This window comes from Alphaproteobacteria bacterium 33-17 (assembly GCA_001897445.1).
Classification (GTDB): Bacteria; Pseudomonadota; Alphaproteobacteria; order Rickettsiales; family 33-17; genus 33-17.
This window is the reverse complement of sequence record MKSX01000023.1, coordinates 28763-52777: the sequence shown is the minus strand read 5'-3', so window position 1 is coordinate 52777 and position 24015 is coordinate 28763. Positions and strand designations below refer to the sequence as shown.

Below are 24015 nucleotides of genomic sequence, written 5' to 3'. Positions count from 1 at the left end.
AGCAAAGGATAGAAAAGGCTGGCGAGCTAAAGCCACCTCAAAGCAAAACAACGGTAGAAATGTTTAATTTTAAAGTAAATCCATAATTATCAATACCTTATGAATTTATTGGTATTACATAACAAGGAATATAAAGATTTATTACATGTCTGTTCTATAAAAAAGCTATAAATATCAGCTAAAGTTTAAAAAATGCTAAAATTTTAACTTTTTTTAAACTTTAGCTCTTGACCTGGTTATTAATTTATTGTATAATGATTAGCATATTAATAAATAATTAATTAATTTTTAGGGATTTGATATGAAATCAAGGCATATTAAAAAGAAAGATTTAGTAAACTACTTTTACGAGGAAGCTGCTAGTGAAAGGTCAACTTTAAACATACTGTTAACAACCTTAACTGTGTTTGCTGCCGTAATGTTTTGCGGTTTAACAGCTGCTCCTTTTGGTGTAGGTTTAGCTGCGTGTTTTGGTGCTGGTTTGGCTTCTTATAGTTTAAATCGTTTTATTGGCGGTATATCTTCTGCATATAAGGCTAAAAGAGTAAACCTTAATGAAATTGGAAGATCCATTAAAGATATTTTCTTCTTAGGACATGATTATGATTCATCAAATAGCGATTTACATACTTATAATCCATCAACTGAGAAGCTAAAGTTTATTAATGAGCAAAAGAATGGTAAAACAGTAAAGCATGCTTATGCAGAGCAAATGACAGAAGCAGAAAAGAAACATTACCAGGAACAGCAAGCTAGAAATTCAAGGATAAATGGTGAAATTAAAGAAGCTGCAAGAGGAATTGCACATGTTAACAAATACAGAGGTCATCGTTCCAGGGCAATAACAATCTACTCTTAAATTAATGCAGGCAAAGTATAAAAAAGCTTTGCCTGCCTACATCATCGCAATTATTTATATATGGTACAATTATCAGGCAATTAAATTTTTATAATGGGTTATTTGTATGAGACATCAGAATCATAATCACAGACATCATCGCCACAGACATCATCACCATCACAGGCATCACCATGATAACCATCGCAGGCAAGAAGTTGTAAATGCTGAGCCTGAACAGATATTGCCTAAAGAAAGGCATATTAAGAAGAAAAGCTTAGTTAATCATTTTTATATCAAGTCTTCAGAGGAAAGATTAGTATTTAACGTTTTAACGACTGTTCTGACAGGGTGTATAGCAGTTTTAGTTGCTGTATGTACAGCTGCATCACTTGGTGTTGCAGTAGCTGGCTGCATGGGGGCTATGTTTGGATCATTTGCTATAAATCGCTTTATGGGTGGAATTGTATCTGCTTATCAAGCAAAAAGATTAAACTTAAGTGAAATTGGAAGATCTTTTAAAGATATTATCTTTATTGGTCATGGTCTGGATGCATCTGATAATGATTTGCATACATATAATCCTGCTATAGAGAAGCTTAGATTTGATAATGTAGTAAAGGATGGTAAAACAATTAGGCACGCATACATAGAGCCATTAACTGAATTAGAAAAGCAAAGGCTAAAAGCCAAAAGCTGCGAACCATCTCACAGGAGGCGTAAGCCTGCGCGGGGTACAACTATAATAGTAAAATAAATGATAAAACAAATCTTGTTCAGTTATTGTTAAAAACAATACAAAGATTTTCTTGCGAATGCATTGTATATAATGTTACCGTTTAATAAATTAATTAACGGAGCATTATATATGAGCTATGCCAAAGAATTTATCGAATCTATTATAGATAAAGATACTGACAATATTCAACATTACTTCCAAGAGATCTTAAATTCCACAAATTTTGCTCAAGATATTTCTGAAATAAAAAGCATTTTACAAAGCCAAAAAAATCATATTAACGATAAAACCAAGCTCAAAATACTAGTGCTTACTTGTGGGCTTGAGCTAAAAGACGTGTCTTTAGTTAACTATATGCTTGCCAAAATCAAGGGAAGTACTAAGGCTCTTAATGAAAACTCTTTGTTTCAGGTTATGTATTCATCCATACTAAAACCTGCAGCTCTTACACACAACCAAGCCGTAATAAGTTTTTTCTTTGAAGAGTATCCTTATTTAAATGGCGTTAATATAGCTCAATTTAAGGAAAAAGCTGAATCTCACAAGCTAACTTTATTATTGCCATATTTATCAAATAATCAGCATTTAGATATGAGAAGTATAGAGGATAATAGGGGAAAGGTGCTAACGGACTCATTGACAAAAAATTAATTTTATGTTAACTTTTGGCGAATTTTTTATAAAGTAGCCAAATGTTATCAATCACGCCTGAAAGTATAATTAACTTGCTGCAAAGCTTATCACCTGAATTTGTAAGTATGCTAACGCTTTTATGCTGTTACGTTGCAATTTATGGGTTTTTTAGATACTGGAAAGATGCGGGAATATATGTATACACCTCGGTTTGCATTATAATTTGTAATATTCATGTACTAAAAGCTGCTGATTTTTCATGGTATAATGAGCCTATTGCTATGGGAACCATAGTTTACGCCACTACATTTTTAGCAAGTGATCTGCTTACCGAGTTTTATGGGGTAGAAAAGGCTAAAAAGGCGGTATTTTTAAGCTTTGCTTCATCCATGATGTTTATTGTACTTATGATTCTGGTGCTTGGTTACAAGCCAATAAATACGCTAAATCAGCAAGATAGCCACTTTAATGAAGCGCACAATGCTATGCTTACGCTGTTTACACCAAGTTTAGCCATAATTATTGCAAGTTTTACCGCTTATATATTAAGCCAGCTCACTGATATTTATGTATTTTCTAAAATTCGTAAGCTTACAAAAGGCGGGAAACTTTGGCTTAGAACGATTTTGGCGGTGTCACTTGCCGCCTTAGTTGACTCTGTTGTATTTAACCTGCTTGCATGGCGTATTTTTGCCCCAAATCCTGTGTCCTGGCATAGCCTTATCTTGACATATACCCTAGGCGCCTATATTCTGCAGATGCTTGTTGCAAGCCTTAATGTGCCTGCATTTTACATGATTATCAAATTACTCAAAAACAATAAATCAACTATATAAAAATATAAAGCAATGTACCCTAATTTTAAGTTTGAAGTTACTTATAACGACCCTGATTCATCAGCTAGAACTGGTCTTTTACATACTCCGCATGGCGTAGTAGAAACCCCAAATTTCATATTTTGCGCAACTAAGGCCTCTATTAAAGGAGTAATGCCGCAAGATATGCTAGAGGCAAATACGCAGATTATTTTGTCTAATACCTATCACCTTATGCTTCAGCCAGGTTCTGAAGTTGTGAAAAAGCTAGGCGGCCTTCATAAGATGATGGGCTGGAACGGCCCAATGTTTACAGATTCTGGGGGATATCAAATATTTAGCCTTGGGCATGGGTCTGTTGCTAGTGAAATTAAAGGTAAACGTAATGGTAACCGCCCGAAAACTTTGCTTAAAATTACAGAAGAAGGTGCAAGGTTTAAATCTTATGTTGATGGCTCATACCATATGCTTACCCCTGAGAAATCTATTCAAATTCAAAGGGATTTAGGAGCAGACTTAATTGTGGTGCTTGATGAATGTACTCCATTTCACGTAGATAAAGCATATACCGCAAAATCAATGCGCATGTCGCATAGATGGGCGCTAAGATCACTTGAGGAATTTAAGCGTACAGATGACCATTCTCAGGCGCTATATGGTATTATTCAGGGTGGGGTTTATACCGACCTTCGTAAGGAAAGCTCTGATTTTGTTAATAATCATGACTTTTTCGCACATGCTATTGGTGGTTCCTTAGGTGCAAGCAAAGATCAAATGCATGAGATTGTAGGTACTGCAATGTCAATGCTTAGTAAGGACAGACCAGTGCATTTGTTAGGAATTGGTGGAATAAGCGATATATTTAACGGCGCTGAATATGGCATTGATACATTTGACTGCGTACACCCTACAAGGCTTGCTCGTCATGGTGGGGCGTTAGTTCCTGCTGAGCTTAAGGATAGGCAGGGCGATGAGTCTACTACTGAGCATTTAAATATAAGAAACCAGAAATATAAGATGGATGACAGACCAATTGATGATACATGCGAATGTAAAGTTTGTTTAAACTTCTCCCGTGGTTATATACACCACCTTTTCAGAGCGCAGGAAATGCTTGGAATGCAGCTACTTACCATCCATAACGTATTCTTCATGAACAGGCTTTTAAAAGCTGTAAGAAAAGCAATCAAAAGCGGTACGTTAAGGGTTGAGCGTAAAAAATGGACAAGGTTATAAAGTAGATTGCTAGGGAGGGGATAGTGAAGCATTTTTTAGAGACTATAATAAAATACGATTTTCAATATAATGATGAGCTTGAACAAGATTTTAAAAGCTTGAGTTCTGAGAATAAATACAAAATTTTAGAGTATTCTTATAAATTTGTCTCCCAGGGTATAAATAATATAGAAGCCTACATTATGGATGATCCTGTTATAAAAACGCTTAACTTGCTATTAGAGGAAGGTCTTATTGATTGTAACACTGAGGAAAATACAAACTTCTTCCGCAAATTTGTAAAAGTTCTTATAAATAAAAATTTCGCAGCAGAGCTTCGGATTGTTTTGAATAATATAGACGGTGACCTTGCGCAGGAAATTATAAATAAAGAGATGCTAAGGGTTATATGTCAGAATAATTGTGCTGAAGTTCTTAGTATTATTATGGATAAAATTCATATAAATAGCGACATTGAAGATTTAATTAGCCTAGCGGCTGCTAGAGGTAGTATAGATGTTTTAAAACTTTTATGCAAAGCTCCTCATAACGAAGATGATATAATTAACTTCATCACATCGAATGTTACGGCATTCATATCTGACGCATCTACAAATGATAGAAGTTTTATAGTGATAGAGTTTTTAATGAAGGAATATGCGGGTAGTATTAGAAAAAAAGGTGAGTTTGTTTTGCTCTCTATTTTACAAGATATGGTTAGTTTTACTATAGTTGGGTATGATTCCCTCACATTTAAATGTCTTGAATTTGCCTTAAATATTGCAAACCCACATGAAAAAATCATTTTAGTACAAGATAATAATGTTTTGTCTAAAGCAAAAGATATGAAAGCGTTTGATATACTTTCAGTTCTAAGAAATTTTGATGAATTTAAAGGAGATATTCCCGAAGAGCTTAATAGCTGGATTGATTTATATGAGATTTTAAGTAGAGATTATAAAGTGAATACTTGTGAGGTCTTGCAGGTTTATTTTGAGAAGTCAAATATAAATCAGGCATATAATGATATCAAGAGTGTACTAGATTACAATATCAGTCACCCAAGCATAGAAACTCAATACCATTATTTAAATTACGAAAGCTTTAAGCATGTTCAAGACTCTATGGAAGCTAACAGTATCGGAACTTTCCAGGATAGAGAAGAGGAAAGGGCAAATAATTTTAGAGTTACAAAGCCATCGGGCCTCTAAGACGTTCGCCTTCAATAAGTACTGGCGGTTCAGGAAGTTTAATTTTGCTTCTAAAAGTTTTAGAAGTCCGATTAGGCACTTCCTGTCCTACCTTAACTAAAGTCTTCCATGTAGGGAGGGAAGCTTCTAAATGCGTAGTTATCATGCTTTGAATTTCTACAGGTAATGTTTGAATTGACTTTAGTACATAAGTCTGATCATTTTTTTTACTGATTTGCCTATACAAATTTATAATCACCTTAAAAGTATCAAAATCGAGGCTAGTAATATTTTCAGCTCTACAATATTCAATAATAGCATTTTTATGTTTTTTAAGCTTAAATTTACATAATTTATAGCCATATTCAAGGTAGGGCATTATCTCATTAATAATTGCATGCTTATAGAAATAATAGTTATAACAACTACTTATAACACCTGATACATCAATACCCGTTTCTTTCTGAAATTTCATAGCAAGTTTTATGTAATTTTTCTTAGAAACTAAAAATGTGTGGGTAAATGAGTCTTGCTTATAATGTTTTTGAAATTCCTTTATAAAGCATATAGAATTTAGTCTTTGGGCTACTAAAATTGGTATATGTAAATTAGTAAAATTATAAAGCATGTCATAACAACTAGCTATAGCTGTTTTTTTTATATCTTCATCGGATAAATGATTAAATATCATCTTAGTAGCGGCTAGGCTTCTTTCTGTTGTAAGAATGGTAACAAGCTTATCCATTGCGGAAATTAGCATTTCATTTTTTTGCCACGAAGGTATTAACTTTAAAAATAAATCTACAATTTTGATATCATCTTTATTTTTGAATTGGGTAACAATATTAAATGCTTCAAAGTTATTATAGGTAATTAGCCACGTTATGTTAGGCTTTACTATGCTTATAAAAAGGTTGTTAACGAACTTAAAATCCCCCTTAAGGCAGGCGTTTATAAAGTCAGGTAGAATAAGAGTATTTAGGTCTAGTTCGGTATATTTATATATAGCCTCAGGTTCTTTATCGTCCATAGTAAAAATAAATAATAATATGTTTATTATTTAAATATAATAGATTTCATTTGTGCTTTGCAAGTAATGCATTTTGATTTGTTGCAATATCCATCCAGCTATTGGTGTTTGCGGCGCCCGCTAAATGTCTAAATATAATTTCTTTAGGCTGCTCAGGTAATACTGATAATGGCGAAATATTGTCATTTAAAATAGTGTATTCTTGCTCACTGTTAAGCTGGGTGTATAATTTGGCTATTTCTTTAAATGCATCAAATTTAACCACTTTAAAGCCAGAAATTTCAGAGTATTTTTTAAGCACTGGAGTAAAATTAATTAAGGTTTTCTCGCATAGTTCAAGCCCTTCTTTAAGGTGGTGTTTTATTTCTTCAACGGAAGCATCTGGTTTAAACGAAAATTTATATAATCCATCTACTATGCTAATTATGTCTATACCGATTTTTTCAGAATAAGTAACGCCAAACTCTATAAACTTCCTTTTATATTTGAATATATTTTGTAAATATTCTTTATCATGTTCTGAATTTTCAAAGCTATCTAAAAATTCAGTGTTTCCAAAATATTTAACTAACATAGCTAGCGGCTCAATATGCTGAGTAGATTTTATGATGCTATTTAAATGAAATAGTACTATTTTATTAAGCTTAGACTTATTAATATTTTCTAAGTAAAATTTTACAGCATGCAAATTTTGATTGATTTTAAGGTATTCCAGAAATATTGGAGCGCAGTTAATTAAGGTTAGCTGCTTTGATTCATGGTATATTTCACGAATAATATGTTTAGCTATATCCCAGTGTTTACCTTCTGGGTGTTTAAGCAAATATTGAAACGCCTCAGAGTTATTATGCTCAAGTAACCAATTGCGATTGGTTTTATAGCACGTATCAAATAGTTCTTTGATATAATCAATATTTCCTTTTTTACAAGCTTTCAGAAACTTAGGATAAATTACTTTTCTTAAGGTTTTTATTGAGTAATTTGAATACTTTAAATAATTGTACGTTTTCATGATAATATAAACCTTTTATTAATATTTTATATTATATGAAATATTTGGGCAATAAAAAAAGGGTAGTTAAATAACTAACTACCCTTTTAACTATGTTTATCAGTTGTTTAGAAAATATGTGTATTATTAACTAATGACCAGCATTAACCTCGTAAGCGCCATTGGACTCAAAAAGTCTTCTGAGTAACATATTATTAAGCTTATGACCCGAGCAATAACCACTAACTTTACCTTTTATATAGCATCCTGCTAAGTACATATCCCCAATACAGTCTAAAAGCTTGTGGCGGGCAAATTCATTGTTAAATCTAAGACCGTCCTGGTTTAAAATTGTATCGCCATCAACAACTATTGCATTTTCGAGAGAGCCACCTTTAGCCAATCCAATCTTCTGAAGATAGGCAACTTCGTGAGCAAAGCCAAAAGTCCTCGCACGACTAACTTCTGTCTTGAAACATAGCGTTTCAGAAGATACGTTGTGATGCTGAGTACCAATGACAGTAGAATTCGGAAAATTGATTTTGATATCCACTTCGAAATTTTCTGCTGGAGAGATTTTAATATATGCGTCGCCTTCATGGATTTCTACCTCCTCTTTGACAGCGATAAACTTACGTTTAGCTTGCTGTTCTTTGATTCCCGCGCATTCAATTAAGAATACAAACGGCTCTGAACTCCCATCCATAATAGGGATTTCCTGATTATTAACCTCAATAATCACGTTGTCAATACCACATCCCCAAAGAGCAGCCATTAAATGCTCGACAGTAGAAATCTGAGTACCAAACTCATTGCTAATTGTTGTGCAAAGCTTAGTATCAGAAACATTAAGATAGTTAGCTGGAATAACATTGTTTTCTTTAAGATCAGTTCTAATAAAACTAATACCTGTATTTTCCTCAGCAGGAACCAAAGATAAATGTACAGGGTCGCCACTATGTACGCCACGTCCAAAACAGCTTATTTTGTTTTGTATAGTTCTTTGATTCTGTCCAAATATAGTCATAATAATCAGCTACTTAATAAAAATTAATAAAGTCTCGTTAATGTTATGTTAACCTATTTGCCTATTACTGTTAACTATGACTATGTTACATTTTGTTACACAGAAGATATTGGATTGGGCTGTTATGCATATCACAAATTAAGATAGTAGATTTATTAAATTATTTGAATCATATGATGGGTTGTCAGTTTATGAGATTAAAAATGGGTGAGAGGGGGGAAGTAAAAAAAATAATCCGGGGAATTATTTTTTACTTAACGCCCATTTTTAAGCGAAGAAACGCCAGTGCGTTTTTCGCATTTATGGTAAATTTAAAGGTATCTCACAAGAATCCATTCTTACGATAAAGTTTTAAACAAATAAACTTAAAAATGGGTATTGAATTTAAAAATCATTAACTGAATTTTTTGATGACAGTACCCACTTACACATTTTAATCAAAAAAAACCACATAAATTAAATTTTTTTATTAATCCAAAGCCTTTATAAAATAAGGCTTTGCAAGATGTTAAGAAAAAATTTTCAATTAATTTTTAAAAAAGGGGTTTACAAGGGCAAAAAATTTTGTTTAAGATACATACAAGTCTTTTAAGTTGTATTAGCTTATATAAAAGATGCAAAGCTAGAAGTTCCCTATACCCTAATTTTTAGCAGCTATTTTAATAAGATAATTCAAATCAAAAGACTCATGAAGAGTAAAAGGCAAGTACTTTTTGTTATAAGCCTTTTACTCTATCAAATTAACCTTTACAGGAGATTTGACATGAGTAAAATCATAGCAAATTACCATTTAGATACTGAAATTAACCAAATGCTTCACAATACAGACATTGTGGACGCAGCTGGTAGAGAATTTCATTTTTCTAAAGTTGATAAAGCATTCGCCGAAACTCATGATCTGGTACAGTCTAACTTAAAGTTTTGGTATCCAAGTCTTTATTTTGTTAGATTAGCTGCTGATTCTAATCCTAATAAATCTGAATTCAGTCTTGAATTCTTAGATGAAAAAGGTGAAGTATCATATGGCTATGTAAACCATGACACAGGTTTTGACCTTGATGCTATAAAATACATTTACGAACATTTCCCATCAAATTCATATAGTAATCTTACCGATAGCGGTAGAGACTATATCGAAGAGTACGTGTTCTAACTAGCTATTAGAATGCTATCAATTTGTTACCTTCCGTGCTGAGAGGGGGCTTAAAAAGCCCCCTCTATCTTTTGGCTAATGCCTGTAGTTTTTCTGTTCATCAAAACTTTTTCTTCTATCTTCTTTATTAAATCAATTATTTCAGTCCTTCCTGTATTTCAACAACTTCAAGCCATCTAAGCTCTAGCCTATCTATCTCAGCCTTAAGCTTTTCTAACTCTTCTGATTTTTGGTTATATTTATCAGGATGTTTAGCGTATAGATCAGGGTCGCTTAACTCTTCTTCAAGGCTTAAAATTTTTGTAGATAGCTCATCAATTTGCGATGGTATCATATCAAGGTCGCGCTGATCTTTATAACTAAGCTTTGTTTGCTGCTTTGGTTTTGCTTCTTCTTTAACTTCTATCTTTTTAGCTGCTTCTTTTTTTATTTGGGCTTTGTTTGAAGTTTCTCTTAAGTAATCGCTATAACCGCCAATAATATCATCAATTCTGTCGTCGCTAATAACTATAGTGCGGGTAACCAGATCATCTAAAAATGCTCTGTCGTGGCTTACTATTAAAACTGTTCCGTTATAATTAGTTAGCATTTCCTCTAACATCTCGAGTGAGTCCATATCTAAGTCATTGGTCGGCTCATCGAGGATTAATAAATTCCCTGGGATTGCAAGGGCTTTAGCAAGTAACAGCCTGTTAAGCTCCCCACCTGATAATGTAGATGCTTTAGCCAAAAACTGATCATTTTTAAAAAGGAAACGTTTTAAATATGACCCGACGTGCAGCATTGTACCGTTTACGTTTACGTGATCGCCACCTTCTGGGCATAGGTTTTCCCAAAGGCTTTTATCTAAATCAATAGATTTTCTATGCTGGTCAGCGTATGAAATTGTTACAGTTACGCCCTTTCTAAAATTGCCTTCCAGTGGCTCAATGTCGCCAAGTATCATCTTAATTAAAGTTGTTTTACCTGCGCCATTTCTTCCTACAACACCTACTTTTTCACCTTGCATAATGCGGGCTGTAAAATTCTTAAAAATTACTTTTGGGGGCGAAACGTCATTGTAGCCAAGAGTAACATCATCAAACTCAAGTACTAGTTTGCTCATTTGACCTGAACTTAATGCAGGAAGCTTCATATCAACAGCCAGCTGCTTATTTCTTGCTCTTTCTGCCTTAAGTTTATTGCGAAGATCAAAAAGATCTTTCAGTCTGCGCTGGTTACGTTTACGCCTAGCTGTCACGCCATAAGCAAGCCAGTGGTTTTCAGCTTCCATTTTCTTCGCCATCACTCTAAGCTTTGCCTCTTCCTGCTCAAATATTTGCTGCATAAAATTATCAAGATCAGAGTAACCTTTATTGTGAATATAAAACTGCCCTCTATCAATCCAGAAAATACGGTTTGAAATTGCATTTAAAAATTCACGGTCGTGACTTATACAAAGCACTGTAAGTTCTTTATTTGAATTTATATAACTTTGCAGCCACTCGATTGCCGAAATATCAAGGTGGTTGGTTGGCTCATCAAGCAAAAGAACATCTGGCTGACTAACCAGAGTTTTAGCAAGAGCAACGCGCCTAAGCTTTCCACCCGACAAATGTTCCATTGTTTTATTACCCTTGAGTCCAAGGTTTGCGATCACCATGTCGGCTAGGTATTTGGTTTCCTCTAAGTTTTCATATCCTTCTAAAACATATTCATAAATCGTTTTACTTGAGTCTATTTTAGCATCTTGGCATAGGTAACCAATATTGACCCCATTACGAACGTGCATCTCACCACTATCCATCTCATGAATTTTTGCAAGCAGTTTAAGCAGGCTTGATTTACCGCAGCCGTTTTTACCGACTAAACAAACTTTGTCACCTCGGTAAAGATATAATGACAAATCCTTAAAAATCGGGTTATTATCATAACCGAAAGATGTATTAATAAGGGAAATAATTAACTCAGACATGAAAAAAACACATAATACTTGACTTTATGTCGGCTAGATTAAATAACTAGTCAGCATAAATCAACAAAATCCTTATAGAGAGACACTATGAAGCTTTTAAAAATTTGGAAGCTACCACTTTGGCAGCAAGTTATAATTTCAGGAATCCTCGCAGTTTTTGCTGGTATGTGGCTAGGGCAGGAGGCTGGAAAAGTCAAATTTTTAGGCACCATTTTTATCAACCTTATTAGAATGGTAATTGTTCCGCTTATAGTTTTTTCGATTGTTGCTGCGATTATTACCATGGAATCATCATCTAAAGCTACAAGGCTTAGCCTAAAATCTGTGGTATCTTTTCTTATTACAGCAGTAGGTGCGGTTGGCGTTGGTATTATACTATCCCTTATTTTTAAGCCAGGGGTAGGTGCAGAGCTTCCAGTAATGCAAGGTAAGCATGAAGTTCCAAAGCTTGATATTGAGCAGTTTTTAGTAGGTCTTATTCCGGATAACGCAATTGGTGCCATGGCAGAAGGTCATGTAATTCAGGTTATTGTTTTTTCTGTGATTTTAGGTATTGCTCTGCTTTCGGTTAAGGATAAAACCCCAACTCTTGCAAATGTCTTTTCAGAAGGTGCAACCGTTACATTTAAAATGATTGAAATGATTGTAAAAATTGCCCCGCTAGGCGTATTTGGTTATATTGCATGGTCAGTGGGAACGCAAGGAGCGGATGTATTATTAAGCCTTGGTAAGCTTGTTATAATGGTAATCTTTACCTGCTTAGTGCAGCTTATTTTATATGCTATCTATATAATGATTTTTGCAAGAATCAACCCACTTATGTTCTTTAAAAAAATGGTTGAGCCAATGGTTATGGCGCTTTCTACAAGCAGCAGCAAGGCAGCACTTACCACAACAATGCGCGTTATGAGTACTAAGCTTGGTGTATCGCAAGCAGCAACAAACTTTGTGCTTCCTATTGGAACATCTATTAATATGAATGGCGGCGCTATTTATTTATCTACTGCCAGTCTGTTTTTTGCTCATAGTTATGGCGTTGAATTAAACCCTTATAATATTGGGCTTCTTGCCTTTACTTGCACAATTGGTTCAATTGGTGCGGCGGGCATTCCTAGCGGAATTTTATTATTCCTTGGGCTATCACTTGAAACCCTTGGTCTTCCTGTAGAGCTTGTTGCCTTAGTTGCAGGTATAGACAGAGTACTAGACATGGTTACAACAGTAGTAAACGTTACAGGTGATGCGTGCATTACTTTAATCGTTGATAAATCAGAAAATACCCTGCATTTGAATACGTATAATAACCCGCATTTGTAGGATATTGTTGGCAGAACTTATAATAAATTGTTGATTGCCACAAAATGCTTTGCATTTTTCTCTTATAGACATAGCGGCATCATCTGCTGCCATTCCGAGAGGCACAAAGTGCTTCGTTGGAATCCACTTAAGCTTATGCGTCATTTATGGATTGCTTCGAGGTAGCCCTCTCGCAATGACATCACTGAAACTTTGAACTTGTTCTGGAATGAAGACATAACATTTCGTAACATCATTGCTTTATAGGTCTTCCTGAAGCAACCCATTTCTTTTTTGGAATTGCTTCAAGATTAAAACCCATTGAAATTGCACTTAGAACTTTTAAAAATCAAAATAATAAATTGAAATTAAACTAAATATTCTTCAATATATTCCCTGCAGTCTTCATGGTAGACGTTTTTGATAGAGTGAGGCCACTCGCTATAATATGGTATTATACATAAATTATCATAACCTTCTTCTTGATTATAATGAAAAGTGGCATTAACCGAATTTATATTCAAATCAGAATAGTAATCATGTAATGAAGAATTACTATCAATTTTGCTAAAAATATTTTTTAAGACTTGCCAATTATAATCAATCGAATTATTAGCAACGTTATTTATAGTTATTTTTTTATTTGAGTTATCGATAATTTCAACTTTAAAAAAATTATCTTTATTTTCTTTATCGAAAAATACATGTAATTGCATTATTTTATGTCCTTATAAATAGTTATAGATTTCAACATATTCTCTATAGTCATCGTGATAAATGCTATATGCTGATTCAGGATCACTTTCCCAAATTACTGGGATAATATCGAAATTAAAATTATCGTTATATTCTACAGTTACATAGTCTGGATGATCAGCTCTCCCTGAATGTGCATGGTATGAAAAGCCAGGCGCTGGTTGACTATCTTTATGTCTATTTAGCATATAAATATACGACCCAATAGAACAACCAGAGCTGTCATCGATAAGATTATGATTTTTGGCTATTTCCTCATCAACACTTGTAAAAAGAATTTTATTGCCATTATTATCTATAATAAAAGCATCGTATGGAGCATAAATACTATCATCTATTAGTTTCATATGTATTTCAAAAGTACTCATTTAAATAACCTTTAGTTAAATTTATATATAAAAAAATAGCCCGTTGAATGGGCTATTTTGAGTTGAACTTGTTATAACAAACTAAAGTAAATAGTCAATTAAATATAATTATAAACTTCAATATATTCTCTGCAGTCTTCATGGTAGATGTTTTGAATGGAATCTGGATACCTATACAAACACTCATCAAGTTCACTAAAATCGAAGCCAGAGTCACAAATAACATGCACTAATTCTTGTTTTGAAACATTAAACTTGTTAGGTAATGAGGTATCAGAATCTAAATTTCCTGAATTTTGAACATATTCAGATGCATGCCATAAGATATTTTCATGATATGTATCATAAGCTCTGTATACATTTAGACCATTATCAATATTATTAGAGTAATTGTTTTCTATAGAATTTTTTTCAATCTTAAAGATTTTTCCAGCATTATCTACAACCTTAATGTTATGAAGGTTATATAATATTTCATCGTTAAAATATACGTGTATTTCCATAGTGCACTCCTAATATTCAAATTCCATTGTAAACTCTCTGTAGCCCTCTTCATATGAAGAATAAGCAGAATCTGGAGTTTTATTAAAGTACAGATCTAAAACTTCAGTATTAAAATCAGGATCGCATTTTATATGCAAATATTTATCATATTCTCTATTAGTATAGCCTGACATAAATACACAAAAATCGTTATCATGATATTTATCTAAGTGGCTTTTGAAAAGCAGCAAATCTATTAAGTTAACATCCTCCAAAAATATAGATTGCAAATTGTGATTGTTTGCAAAGTCTTCATTTGTTTTTGTAAAAGCTATAGTATTGTGATCATTATCTTCAATAATCGTATCATGAAAAGACATAACATTATTGTTAGTTAATTTCATTTTTATTTTGGCGACAGACATAAATTTTATTCCTCCTTACATGTAATTATTTTTTTTTACAAAGTATTCATCCACAATGTCAAAATAAATATTGCTCCCAGTTATATCTGTAAACTTAATGTTACTAATATAGTAATAACTATTAGTTGAATTTATGTTTATAAAAAAAGCCTAAACTAAGGTAGGCTTTTTTTATTACACTTTTATTACAGTAAATAGTCAATAACTAGTTCTCTACCATAATCTGTATCAAAACTATGTGCTTCGTATGGATAGGTTTCTGTTATGCCGTCAACGGTTTCCCAGTCAAAACCTTCGCTGCTATCAACCATTATATATGTGTGATTATGTTCATTGATGTAGTCTTTAAAGCCTAAACTAAAGTGAGTAAGATTTGATGGATACTCTGCATAAATTTTTGCATAAGAAAATCCGTCATAGCAATTAGCATCAAAAGTCCTGATATCATCAGCAACTAAGCTGTTAGTTTTTGCGGTTGCTTCATCAACAAATTTTAATGAAACAGTTTTACCATTTTGGTCAACAAATTTTGCATCATTTACACTCTCGTTGTATTCATCTTTGATATAAATATGCTGAGTAATTTTTGTCATAATAATCTCCTTTTATCTCAAAATATGACCCATTAGGGTCATATTAAATAGAGTAATTGTATTGTTATAGTTTGAGTATTTTAATTATGGCACAGGAATAACGAGCGAAGCTGAGTCAAACCTCAGCGCACGAGGAAATGACGCATACCATAATTATAAAGACTCAACTATATATTTACTTATAGATTTTTTTCCTAAGTTCAAGAATAAGCTCATCAATTTGATCATCATCTAAGCTAATATCAGGGCAGTATTCTAATAACTCATCCCTTGAAAGGTCAGCTAAATCATTGAGTGATTTAACATCGTTTTTACCAAGAGCGATAAGGATTTTGTTATTGAAGCCTTCGATTTTAGCAAGTTCAGGTGAAACGCCAAGTTCTCTCCATTCTTTAGCTTCACGAACTTGTTCCTGTTGCTTAAATGTAATAGCACGATTCTTAAGTTCTTCTGCAACTGACTGGTCAAATCCTTGGATAGATGTAAGGTCATCAATATCTACATCGATAAGATCCTGAACGCTTGAGAATCCTTCAGAAGCTAGTAATTGTGCGATCATTTCATCAACGTCAAGTGCTTCAATAAGTACTTTAGTTACGCTATTGAACTCTTCGATTCTTCTCTTAGATTCCTGTTCGTCTGTTAGTACGTCAATACCCCAGCCTGTAAGCTGTGATGCAAGCCTTACGTTCTGACCTTTTCTACCGATTGCTAAGCTTAACTGCTCATTAGGAACAACTACGTCGATACGTCTATTATCTTCATCGATAATTACTTTTTGTACTTCAGCAGGTGCAAGTGCATTAATCACATATGTTGCAGGGTCGCCTGACCATTTAATAATGTCGATTTTTTCCCCGTTAAGTTCAGTGATAATAGCCTGAACGCGAGAACCTCTAACACCAACGCATGAACCAACCGGATCCAGTGAGTCTTCTGAAGTGTAGACAGAAATTTTAGAACGAGAACCAGCTTCACGGGCAACGCCTTTAATTTCAATTGTTTTGTTATAAATTTCAGGTACTTCCTGCTCAAATAATTTCACTAAGAACTCATTATGTGTTCTTGATAAAATAATTTGCTGACCTTTAGTTTCTCTTTTAACTTCAGAGATATATGCTCTGATTCTGTCGTTTTGTCTGAAAAGCTCGCCTTTAATCATTTGGTTAGTTGGAAGTGCGGCTTCCGCTCTGCCACCAAGGTCAACGATAACAGCTTTAGCATCAACTCTTTTAACTGTACCATGAGCGATTTCACCCATTTTCTTAGCAAATTCCTGATATTGTTTTTCGCGTTCTGCATCGAAGATTTTATTGATAATCACTTGTTTAGCAGACTGAGCCGCAACCCTACCTAAATCGATTGGAGGTAATTGTTCCTGGATGAACTCACCAACTGTAATATCAGGGTTTTTGAGTTTAGCGTATTTTAAGCTAATTTCTGTAGCAGGGTTTTCAACTTCTTCCACAACTTCTTGTAATTTAAAGATATTTATACTGCCGTTTTTAGGGTCTATGTTCACTTTAATATTATGTTCCATACCATATTTTTTGCGGCTTGCTACCTGTATAGCGCTTTCCATAGCCTGAAGTACGGTTTCTTTAGGAATCATTTTATCTCTTGCAACTGATTCTGCAATTTGAATAATTTCAATATTAGCAAAGTTATTCATACTCTTATCTCCCTTTAGCGAGTTTTTCGTGGTGTTTTATTAGTTCTTCGGTAAGTGATAGTTTGGCACTTAATATATTGTCAAAATCAATTTCAAAACACTCAGTATTTACGTCGTCAATATCCTGATCTACCAATACTTTATTGCCATCTGTACCAGCTAAGGTGCATTTAAAATTCTTACGGTTCCTAACAGGCGATTTCGTTTTAATTTTCGCCTCAAAACCTGCATTGTTGTCAAAGTCCTTAAGCCTTGTAAGAGGTCTGTCAATCCCTGCAGAGCTGATTTCAAGGTCATATTGCTCTTTAATCGGGTCTTCAACGTCAATTAAAATTGAGCAAGTGCGGCTAACATGCTCGCAGTCAGAAACTGTAATAAGCTTGCCGTCAATACGGTCAATCATGATTTGAAGTGTGTTACGGGTTCTTTGTTCAAAGTAGGTGATTTGTACAATCTCATAACCATCTTTTTCTAAAGATTTTTCTATAATTTTTCTAATTTTATCAGCTATTAACATATTAATCTCAATTTTGCTTATGGTAAAATAAAAGGCGGGAAAAACCCACCTTCAATCGCATATCTATAATTTATAATCAGGTTTTTAACATAAATAAGCGAATTAATCAAATAAAATGTTTGCCAATCCTAAAATTTTGAATAATCTGTATTGAAAATTAGAGACTTAAGAAGGAGTATTATGAGTTATATTGTTGATCTGAAAGCGCGCCAAATATTTGATAGTAGAGGAAATCCAACCGTAGAATGTGATATTATTCTGGAAGATGGAGTAATTGCCAGAGCTGCAGTACCATCAGGTGCATCAGTTGGGTCATTTGAGGCTCTGGAGCTTAGAGACAATGATAAATATGCGTATAATGGTAAAGGGGTTACAAAGGCTGTTGATAATATAAATAATGTTATCGCACCTAAATTGTTAGCTTCAAATTTGTGCAATCAGGCTGATATTGATAACTTTTTGCTCGAACTTGATGGTAATGAATATAAAACAACACTTGGTGCAAATGCTACGCTTGCAGTTTCTATGGCTGCTGCAAGGGCTGGTGCATACCAAAGCAATTTACCGTTATTTCAGTACCTTGGTGGGGTGAATGCACGAAAACTACCAGTACCGATGATGAACATCATTAATGGTGGCGCGCATGCTGATAACGGGTTGTTTATTCAGGAATTTATGATTGCTCCGTTAGCTTCGACATATACAGAAAATCTTAAGATTGCCAACGAGGTTACTGGCTCTTTAAGAAGCATACTGAAGAAAGACGGATACTCAACAAATGTAGGCGATGAAGGTGGTTTTGCCCCTGATTTTAACACGGCTAATCAGGCACTTGACTTCTTAATGCAGGCAATTGATGAAGCGGGATATAACCCAGGTAGAGACGTTTTAATTGCCCTCGATGCTGCTGCAACTGAGTTTTACCACGATGGCAAATACGTAATGGGTGATTTAAGCTTGTCATCAGAAGAACTGGTTGATTTTTATAAAGATTTAGCAGCAAACTACCCAATTTTCTCGATTGAAGACGGTATGGCTGAAGATGATAATGAAGGCTGGAAAATGCTGACTCAGGCTTTAGGTAAGGATATACAGCTTGTTGGGGATGATTTATTTGTAACTAACGCTAAAATCCTGGGCGAAGGCATCAGAAACAACATTGCAAACGCAATTTTGATTAAGCCAAACCAAATTGGTACTGTCACTGAAACTCTAAATACAATTGAACTTGCCAAAATAAATTCATATAAAACAGTGATTTCCCACAGATCGGGTGAGACAGAAGACAGCTTTATTGCCCACTTAGCTGTAGCTGTAAACTCAGGTCAGATTAAAACAGGTGCGCTTGCAAGGTCTGACAGGGTAGCAAAATATAATGAACTACTACGTATTGAAGAGATTTTGGGCAGAAGCGCATACATTGATACATCTGTTGTCAGACGTAAATAATATAGGGGGAGTTATGCCGCACGTAATTATTGAAACAAACGATAATGTTAAGAATATCAATGGCTTATTTAAAGAAATATTTGATATTTTAGTGGCTCAGCTCCCTACCAAACCTGAAAACTGCAAGGGAAGGGTTATAACATATTCGGAATGGCAAAGTGGTGACCCTTCTCATGCATCTTTTGTTCACATCACTATTAAATTGTTGAAAGGCAGATCTCTGGAGCTTTTAGGACAAATCTCGGATAATATCCTAAAATTATCCTCAAATTATCTTAATTTGGATAAAGGTATTTCAGTTACCATTGATGAATTATCAGACATCTATAAAAAGATTTAATTAACTATTTCTTTACTTTTGTGTAATATACGATATAATGACCCAAATTTAAAAATCAGGTCATTTATGAAGGAAGCTTATTTTAAGCTGATGAACTCATTGTCAAATGATAGTTTAGAACTATTTAAAGATAATTTAGAAAGGTTTAAGTCTGAATACGCAGAATTTAACTTTAATAAAATAGATTTTCATGATGAGCAGGATCATTCAGTAACGCTTAAAATACTTGAAACTCATGATTATCTAGATAGGATAGATTATATACAGCATTTAATTGATGTTGGTTATTCAGTAAATACACCAACAAATCATGGTTACACATTGTTTACCGAATCAATCAGAAATCACGAATTAGATTTGATACATTTCCTAATTAGACATAATGCTATCTTAGACGTTGTAGAGCCTGAAACAAATCTTACTTTAGTATATTTTGCAGATGAGGTGGGTTGTCAAAATATCAGAGATGTGCTTGTTGAGTTAGGTGCAAAAGTTGACCCTAATAAAAAGTTTAAAAACAAAATCCCGCAAGTTATTTTGCAAAATAAATGTGCTGGTTTACAGGAAGCTTACATAAGTTTAAAAGCTCTTTTAAATGAATTGGGTTATGATTTAGATATTGACAATTTTGACATCAATGTTTTTTCTGATAAGTTACAGGTTATTGATTTTAGTGGCGTTTCAGTAAAAAATTGTACTTTTAATGATGTTGGTAATGTGAAGTTTTTTGTTATTGATAATGACTTATTTCAAAATAATTTTTTTGATACCAAAATTATGCTCATTGATGATGTTGAAGACATAAGTTTTCACAAAAGAGTTTTAAATCATGTTAGTAAAGATCTTTTTCATGAAGGAGTTTGTCATGCATTGGTAATTGAGCATGCAAGACATTACATAGTTAATAAATGTAAAAATAAGGATGGTAATTTTAAAGCTAAAATTTTAAGAAAATTAAATAATCCAACTAGTTCTTTTTTCTCAAGGATAGAAGCTTATCAAGCCTTGTAATCGGGAAAGCCAATAATATTTGGTTATAATGATCCTAATTGTATTGCTGTAGTATATAATTCAATTCAAAATAAAAATATGCGGAATCATATTGAATTATCTCTGGAATCAGATGAGGATGCACACGCTATGTATATAAGAAAAAATGATAAAGGAGATTTAGTAATATATGATCCTAACAATGGTAATCATGTAGTGAGTAATTTAGAAGAATTTAAGATTATTATTCAACAGATAATGCACCAACTGCAAGATTGTATGGGGGAGATAGAAGAAATATCATTAATCGATATAGAAAGTATCTTGTTAGAATATGGTCACATACCTCAAGCATCAAAAGCATACAATAAAAGAGCTAAAAATATTCATTTAATTTTAAAAGCTATAGATGATAATGATATTGAAGCCTTAAAAAAATTATCAGTAGACTGTGAATTTTATTTTCAAAATATAAATGGCTTGAAATTAATTTTAGAATACTCAATTTCTAGACAAAAAAGTAATAGCGTTGAATTTATATTAGATAGCATCAAAGATAATCGTGTGTTTTTTATTGAAGCTTATATTTATGTTCAAAAAAATACTATTTTCAACGATTTTTATATTCAGGCTTTAAACAAAAAAATCTTTGATTTTTATAAATCGAGAATAAAATATAATGATGATTCTTTCTTTCTGGTGTTTGAAAATATCCTGGATAAAATCCAGTTCCCAGATGATCCGAAACTTCATGTACAGCTTATATCTGCTGCTACAGAGCCTGGCAAAGACCCGCGTTTCTTAGACTTTTTAGGAGAAAAAGGCATAGGAGTTAAGGTAAAAGAGGAAAGGGATAGGAAGTTAGCTGTAAATCAGTTATCTATGTAAAGAATTCTTAGGCTTTTCCAATAAATCCGATGCATTATTAACTATTTCTTTACTTTTGTGTAATTTATTGTATGATATCTTAAAATTTACTCTTAGGTTATATTATGAAGCTGTTCTATAAAGAAATATTAGAAGATTTACAAAATTCTGGCTATAAAGCAAGTGCTGAAGCTTTAGATAAATTATTTTATGAAAGTCATCAATTTAAAGAGAAAATGGTAAGTTTTAAACCTGAGTCAAAAGATAAGGTCGCATTTGGCTTAGTTGATGATTTAGAATTGGTAGATAATTTTGATAGTTTTTTAAATTATATATTTGAAAGTGGATTTGATATCAATGCTAAAAATTCAAGTGGCGTTACTTTGCTACATTTTGCAATCCATAACTTTAAGAATGATTGGCTAAAATCTATTTTAAAATATAGCCCAAGCCTTGATATTACTTGTCCGCAGACAAAACTATCTCCAATCGAGCTTGCACTATCACTGGGAAATCTTGAGGCAGCAAATTTAATTGACTCATATATTACTAGGGAAAATAGATTTTATCACCCTATGCAAAAGCTTTTTGCAACCACTATTAATGAAAAAGAAATTATTACTGGTAAGGTACAAAGAATTGAATCTATATTTTTTAGAGAGTTTAGTGATAAGCTTTCTGTAATAGATCTTAGAGGGGTTGAGGTATCAAATTGTAAGTTTGTAAATACTAATAATGTATTTATGATACTAGCCGATAAAGAAAAGTTTGTACGAAATGACGTTGGCGATATTATTGTGCAGTATGACAGTAATGCTTTAGAAACTCATAGAAAACTGATTCAAAAAACCAAGGATTTAGCTTATAAAAACGATGATGACGGTATTTGCTTTGGTATAACTTTGGAGCATGCCAGACGTATATTAAAAGGTACAAAAAAGGATTTTACCAGTAAAATTAAAGTTAAGCTAAATGAAGATGGGTATAGCAGAAATTTTTACAAGAGGTTGAGACTATATCAAGAGATTATTCAGAAAGGTAGCCATAAATATAATTTATATAAATATATCAAGGTTAATGATTTGAATAATATAAAGCTACAAGATCATTTAATAGGTGGCGTTAAATGTACTGGCATATCCATAAAATGTGCTGTGAATCGTCATATTATTTTAGTAACAAATTTGGGTAATGAAAATTATCAAATTTTTGATTCAAATTATGGTGAGTTTAATGTTAGTTCTAAAGCAGAATTAAATGCTAAACTTATCAAGTTTTGTAAAAGATATTTTCCTGCTAATATGCAGGGTGATGTAGTATTTTATAACTTCGACTCTTTAATACTAGGCAGGAAATTAATTCCTATTAATGGCGAAACTTATACAAAAGATAATAAAAAATCTTTTAATCCTATGGTTTTATCTCTTATTATATATTTAAGACTTTCTGATTTTAATGCAAATCATAAAGAATTAGTTGAAACGTTCAAGTCTATTGAGCATGACGAGTTCGTAAGGTATACTATATTCCAATTTATGACCCTAAAATGTTCTAAATGGTCAGCATTTGCATGCATTAGAAGTATGACCGTGCAGTATCTTGATTATTTAATAGATTTTTCTAAAAAAAATGCTCAAAGCATTTGGTTATTAGATTTATTCATGGAAGCTAAAGTTACAGAAATTTTTGAGGATTGTATTAAAAATAATAATTTTGATAGGCTGCATGGTTATAATCTTAAAAATCAAATAAGAATGTTAATGCCAGGGGGTACTGGGCTTATAAGACTTAATTGTTTAGTTAATCGGCAAGGGGTTGATGTAAGGTTTAAAAAGTATTTGCAGCACTGTATGAAAAAAAGTATCTACAATAAAGAATTATTGTCAAATCAAGATACTTTGAAAAATAATATTCAGAAGATGAGCCATAAAATTTTAACTTGGTCTAATATACATCAAAATATCAATTTCATGATTTCTAACAAAAAATTTATCTGTAATAATATTGTACAAATTATTGAGCAAATAAATCAAAGCAATGATAAATCTAAAAATAGAGTTATAGAATTACTTGTATATTACGCTAGTAAACTAGGATTTCATGAAGATTTGTCTAAAATAGCGCAGCTTGAAATGCCACGTTTATTTGCAGCTAATTTATCAATGGAGTATTTTAAGTATATTCAAGAGCATGACCCTAAATTAGAGTCTGAGTTTGCTAAGGCTTTTGTTGAGGATAAAATAGTTGAGGTGTTTGAATTATATTACAGAGATAACATGTTAGTAAATACTATGTATACGCCTTGTATAATTGATGCTTTAAATAAATGTAGAGAAGATTTAGTGAGAAAGGCTGAGCTATTAAAATTTGCAAAATCAAAATATTTACTGGTGGAATTTTTAAAAAATCAATTTGGTATAAAGCCGCTTAGCAAAGCTGAGGAAATTCTTTTAGAGCGGTGTTTAACTAATGATTCTAAAAAATATGTTTAATGATTTATCATAATAAAATTAAATAATTGATATATTGTTTTTAAGTTTAGGTTTACGTGCGTCATTTCCTCACTTATGTAGATTTCCCTACATATCGCTCGTTATTTCTGTTCAAAACTCAACTTCATTAACTATAATAAAAGCAGGAACATTTCCTGCTTTTATTTGAAGAGCCAAAGTCT

General features: G+C 32.8%; 24 protein-coding genes. 13 read left to right on the top strand and 11 right to left on the bottom strand.

Translation table 11 applies throughout. From position 1 onward, the window contains the following. Positions 1-301 precede the first annotated feature (301 nt). The 6 genes from BGO27_00230 (at position 302) to BGO27_00205 (ending at position 5451) form a co-directional block, all read left to right on the top strand. On the top strand, positions 302-859 hold the full coding sequence (locus BGO27_00230) for a hypothetical protein (GenBank protein OJV13217.1): 558 nt from the start codon (positions 302-304) through the stop codon (positions 857-859). A gap of 106 nt (positions 860-965) precedes the next feature. Then, positions 966-1595 carry a hypothetical protein gene (locus BGO27_00225; protein ID OJV13216.1) on the top strand — a complete coding sequence of 210 codons (630 nt, stop codon included), beginning with the start codon at positions 966-968 and terminating at the stop codon, positions 1593-1595. Between the two features lie 111 nt (positions 1596-1706). After that, entirely contained in the window at positions 1707-2228 is a 522-nt protein-coding gene (locus BGO27_00220; GenBank protein ID OJV13215.1) for a hypothetical protein, read from the top strand. 41 nt (positions 2229-2269) lie between these two features. After that, complete coding sequence (locus tag BGO27_00215) at positions 2270-3046, top strand: hypothetical protein (GenBank protein ID OJV13214.1); 777 nt, start codon at positions 2270-2272, stop codon at positions 3044-3046. Positions 3047-3058: 12 nt separating this feature from the next. Further along, positions 3059-4261 carry a tRNA guanosine(34) transglycosylase Tgt gene (locus tag BGO27_00210; protein OJV13213.1) on the top strand — a complete coding sequence of 401 codons (1203 nt, stop codon included), beginning with the start codon at positions 3059-3061 and terminating at the stop codon, positions 4259-4261. A 23-nt stretch (positions 4262-4284) separates the two neighbouring features. Beyond that, on the top strand, positions 4285-5451 hold the full coding sequence (locus tag BGO27_00205) for a hypothetical protein (GenBank protein OJV13212.1): 1167 nt from the start codon (positions 4285-4287) through the stop codon (positions 5449-5451). Here the strand turns inward: BGO27_00205 and BGO27_00200 are convergent. The 3 genes from BGO27_00200 to BGO27_00190 all read right to left on the bottom strand — a co-directional run bounded on the left by BGO27_00200 (position 5429) and on the right by BGO27_00190 (position 8478). Next, complete coding sequence (locus tag BGO27_00200; GenBank protein ID OJV13211.1) at positions 5429-6460, bottom strand: hypothetical protein; 1032 nt, start codon at positions 6458-6460, stop codon at positions 5429-5431. The genes BGO27_00205 and BGO27_00200 overlap by 23 nt on opposite strands. Before the next feature lie 46 nt (positions 6461-6506). Further along, positions 6507-7472 carry a hypothetical protein gene (locus BGO27_00195; protein ID OJV13210.1) on the bottom strand — a complete coding sequence of 322 codons (966 nt, stop codon included), beginning with the start codon at positions 7470-7472 and terminating at the stop codon, positions 6507-6509. 130 nt (positions 7473-7602) lie between these two features. Next, positions 7603-8478: a UDP-3-O-[3-hydroxymyristoyl] N-acetylglucosamine deacetylase gene (locus BGO27_00190; GenBank protein OJV13209.1), complete on the bottom strand. Its 876-nt coding sequence runs from the start codon at positions 8476-8478 to the stop codon at positions 7603-7605. Between the two features lie 763 nt (positions 8479-9241). On the opposite strand from BGO27_00190, the gene BGO27_00185 reads away from it, so the two are divergent. Further along, positions 9242-9631, top strand: a complete 390-nt coding sequence (locus BGO27_00185; GenBank protein OJV13208.1) for a hypothetical protein — start codon at positions 9242-9244, stop codon at positions 9629-9631. A 136-nt stretch (positions 9632-9767) separates the two neighbouring features. Here the strand turns inward: BGO27_00185 and BGO27_00180 are convergent, their stop codons facing one another. Next, positions 9768-11585, bottom strand: coding sequence for a hypothetical protein (locus BGO27_00180; protein OJV13207.1), 1818 nt, complete (start codon positions 11583-11585; stop codon positions 9768-9770). Between the two features lie 87 nt (positions 11586-11672). Here BGO27_00180 and BGO27_00175 point away from each other — a divergent pair, with 87 nt between their 5' ends. After that, positions 11673-12902 carry a hypothetical protein gene (locus BGO27_00175; GenBank protein OJV13206.1) on the top strand — a complete coding sequence of 410 codons (1230 nt, stop codon included), beginning with the start codon at positions 11673-11675 and terminating at the stop codon, positions 12900-12902. A gap of 347 nt (positions 12903-13249) precedes the next feature. Here the strand turns inward: BGO27_00175 and BGO27_00170 are convergent, their stop codons facing one another. The 7 genes from BGO27_00170 to BGO27_00140 form a co-directional block, all read right to left on the bottom strand. Further along, positions 13250-13597, bottom strand: coding sequence for a hypothetical protein (locus BGO27_00170; protein OJV13205.1), 348 nt, complete (start codon positions 13595-13597; stop codon positions 13250-13252). A gap of 12 nt (positions 13598-13609) precedes the next feature. Beyond that, a complete protein-coding gene (locus BGO27_00165) occupies positions 13610-14005 on the bottom strand; it encodes a hypothetical protein (protein OJV13204.1) in 396 nt (131 codons plus the stop codon). 98 nt (positions 14006-14103) lie between these two features. Next, positions 14104-14508 carry a hypothetical protein gene (locus BGO27_00160; GenBank protein ID OJV13203.1) on the bottom strand — a complete coding sequence of 135 codons (405 nt, stop codon included), beginning with the start codon at positions 14506-14508 and terminating at the stop codon, positions 14104-14106. Positions 14509-14517: 9 nt separating this feature from the next. Beyond that, a complete protein-coding gene (locus BGO27_00155; protein OJV13202.1) occupies positions 14518-14913 on the bottom strand; it encodes a hypothetical protein in 396 nt (131 codons plus the stop codon). A gap of 185 nt (positions 14914-15098) precedes the next feature. Then, positions 15099-15506, bottom strand: coding sequence for a hypothetical protein (locus BGO27_00150; GenBank protein OJV13201.1), 408 nt, complete (start codon positions 15504-15506; stop codon positions 15099-15101). A gap of 175 nt (positions 15507-15681) precedes the next feature. Continuing rightward, complete coding sequence (locus BGO27_00145; GenBank protein OJV13200.1) at positions 15682-17178, bottom strand: transcription termination/antitermination protein NusA; 1497 nt, start codon at positions 17176-17178, stop codon at positions 15682-15684. Between the two features lie 4 nt (positions 17179-17182). After that, a complete protein-coding gene (locus tag BGO27_00140; GenBank protein OJV13199.1) occupies positions 17183-17695 on the bottom strand; it encodes a hypothetical protein in 513 nt (170 codons plus the stop codon). Positions 17696-17875: 180 nt separating this feature from the next. Between BGO27_00140 and BGO27_00135 the strand changes: the two genes are divergently transcribed. The 5 genes from BGO27_00135 (at position 17876) to BGO27_00115 (ending at position 23833) form a co-directional block, all read left to right on the top strand. Then, positions 17876-19144, top strand: a complete 1269-nt coding sequence (locus BGO27_00135) for a phosphopyruvate hydratase (protein ID OJV13198.1) — start codon at positions 17876-17878, stop codon at positions 19142-19144. A gap of 13 nt (positions 19145-19157) precedes the next feature. Continuing rightward, positions 19158-19484, top strand: coding sequence for a hypothetical protein (locus BGO27_00130; GenBank protein OJV13197.1), 327 nt, complete (start codon positions 19158-19160; stop codon positions 19482-19484). Positions 19485-19550: 66 nt separating this feature from the next. Continuing rightward, positions 19551-20495 carry a hypothetical protein gene (locus BGO27_00125; GenBank protein ID OJV13196.1) on the top strand — a complete coding sequence of 315 codons (945 nt, stop codon included), beginning with the start codon at positions 19551-19553 and terminating at the stop codon, positions 20493-20495. A gap of 129 nt (positions 20496-20624) precedes the next feature. After that, a complete protein-coding gene (locus tag BGO27_00120; GenBank protein OJV13195.1) occupies positions 20625-21362 on the top strand; it encodes a hypothetical protein in 738 nt (245 codons plus the stop codon). Positions 21363-21466: 104 nt separating this feature from the next. Beyond that, entirely contained in the window at positions 21467-23833 is a 2367-nt protein-coding gene (locus BGO27_00115) for a hypothetical protein (GenBank protein OJV13194.1), read from the top strand. The last annotated feature ends 182 nt before the right edge of the window (positions 23834-24015 follow it).

What these genes read in the sequence shown, in the direction of transcription:
- BGO27_00115 (OJV13194.1), top strand. Translation starts at nt 21,467, where the DNA reads ATGAAGCTGTTCTATAAAGAAATATTAGAAGATTTACAAAATTCTGGC.
- BGO27_00225 (OJV13216.1), top strand. Translation starts at nt 966, where the DNA reads ATGAGACATCAGAATCATAATCACAGACATCATCGCCACAGACATCAT.
- BGO27_00210 (OJV13213.1), top strand. Translation starts at nt 3,059, where the DNA reads ATGTACCCTAATTTTAAGTTTGAAGTTACTTATAACGACCCTGATTCA.
- BGO27_00220 (OJV13215.1), top strand. Translation starts at nt 1,707, where the DNA reads ATGAGCTATGCCAAAGAATTTATCGAATCTATTATAGATAAAGATACT.
- BGO27_00155 (OJV13202.1), bottom strand. Translation starts at nt 14,913, where the DNA reads ATGTCTGTCGCCAAAATAAAAATGAAATTAACTAACAATAATGTTATG.
- BGO27_00160 (OJV13203.1), bottom strand. Translation starts at nt 14,508, where the DNA reads ATGGAAATACACGTATATTTTAACGATGAAATATTATATAACCTTCAT.
- BGO27_00195 (OJV13210.1), bottom strand. Translation starts at nt 7,472, where the DNA reads ATGAAAACGTACAATTATTTAAAGTATTCAAATTACTCAATAAAAACC.
- BGO27_00230 (OJV13217.1), top strand. Translation starts at nt 302, where the DNA reads ATGAAATCAAGGCATATTAAAAAGAAAGATTTAGTAAACTACTTTTAC.
- BGO27_00185 (OJV13208.1), top strand. Translation starts at nt 9,242, where the DNA reads ATGAGTAAAATCATAGCAAATTACCATTTAGATACTGAAATTAACCAA.
- BGO27_00120 (OJV13195.1), top strand. Translation starts at nt 20,625, where the DNA reads ATGTATATAAGAAAAAATGATAAAGGAGATTTAGTAATATATGATCCT.
- BGO27_00145 (OJV13200.1), bottom strand. Translation starts at nt 17,178, where the DNA reads ATGAATAACTTTGCTAATATTGAAATTATTCAAATTGCAGAATCAGTT.
- BGO27_00170 (OJV13205.1), bottom strand. Translation starts at nt 13,597, where the DNA reads ATGCAATTACATGTATTTTTCGATAAAGAAAATAAAGATAATTTTTTT.
- BGO27_00125 (OJV13196.1), top strand. Translation starts at nt 19,551, where the DNA reads ATGAAGGAAGCTTATTTTAAGCTGATGAACTCATTGTCAAATGATAGT.
- BGO27_00180 (OJV13207.1), bottom strand. Translation starts at nt 11,585, where the DNA reads ATGTCTGAGTTAATTATTTCCCTTATTAATACATCTTTCGGTTATGAT.
- BGO27_00135 (OJV13198.1), top strand. Translation starts at nt 17,876, where the DNA reads ATGAGTTATATTGTTGATCTGAAAGCGCGCCAAATATTTGATAGTAGA.
- BGO27_00165 (OJV13204.1), bottom strand. Translation starts at nt 14,005, where the DNA reads ATGAGTACTTTTGAAATACATATGAAACTAATAGATGATAGTATTTAT.
- BGO27_00140 (OJV13199.1), bottom strand. Translation starts at nt 17,695, where the DNA reads ATGTTAATAGCTGATAAAATTAGAAAAATTATAGAAAAATCTTTAGAA.
- BGO27_00190 (OJV13209.1), bottom strand. Translation starts at nt 8,478, where the DNA reads ATGACTATATTTGGACAGAATCAAAGAACTATACAAAACAAAATAAGC.
- BGO27_00200 (OJV13211.1), bottom strand. Translation starts at nt 6,460, where the DNA reads ATGGACGATAAAGAACCTGAGGCTATATATAAATATACCGAACTAGAC.
- BGO27_00175 (OJV13206.1), top strand. Translation starts at nt 11,673, where the DNA reads ATGAAGCTTTTAAAAATTTGGAAGCTACCACTTTGGCAGCAAGTTATA.
- BGO27_00215 (OJV13214.1), top strand. Translation starts at nt 2,270, where the DNA reads ATGTTATCAATCACGCCTGAAAGTATAATTAACTTGCTGCAAAGCTTA.
- BGO27_00130 (OJV13197.1), top strand. Translation starts at nt 19,158, where the DNA reads ATGCCGCACGTAATTATTGAAACAAACGATAATGTTAAGAATATCAAT.
- BGO27_00150 (OJV13201.1), bottom strand. Translation starts at nt 15,506, where the DNA reads ATGACAAAAATTACTCAGCATATTTATATCAAAGATGAATACAACGAG.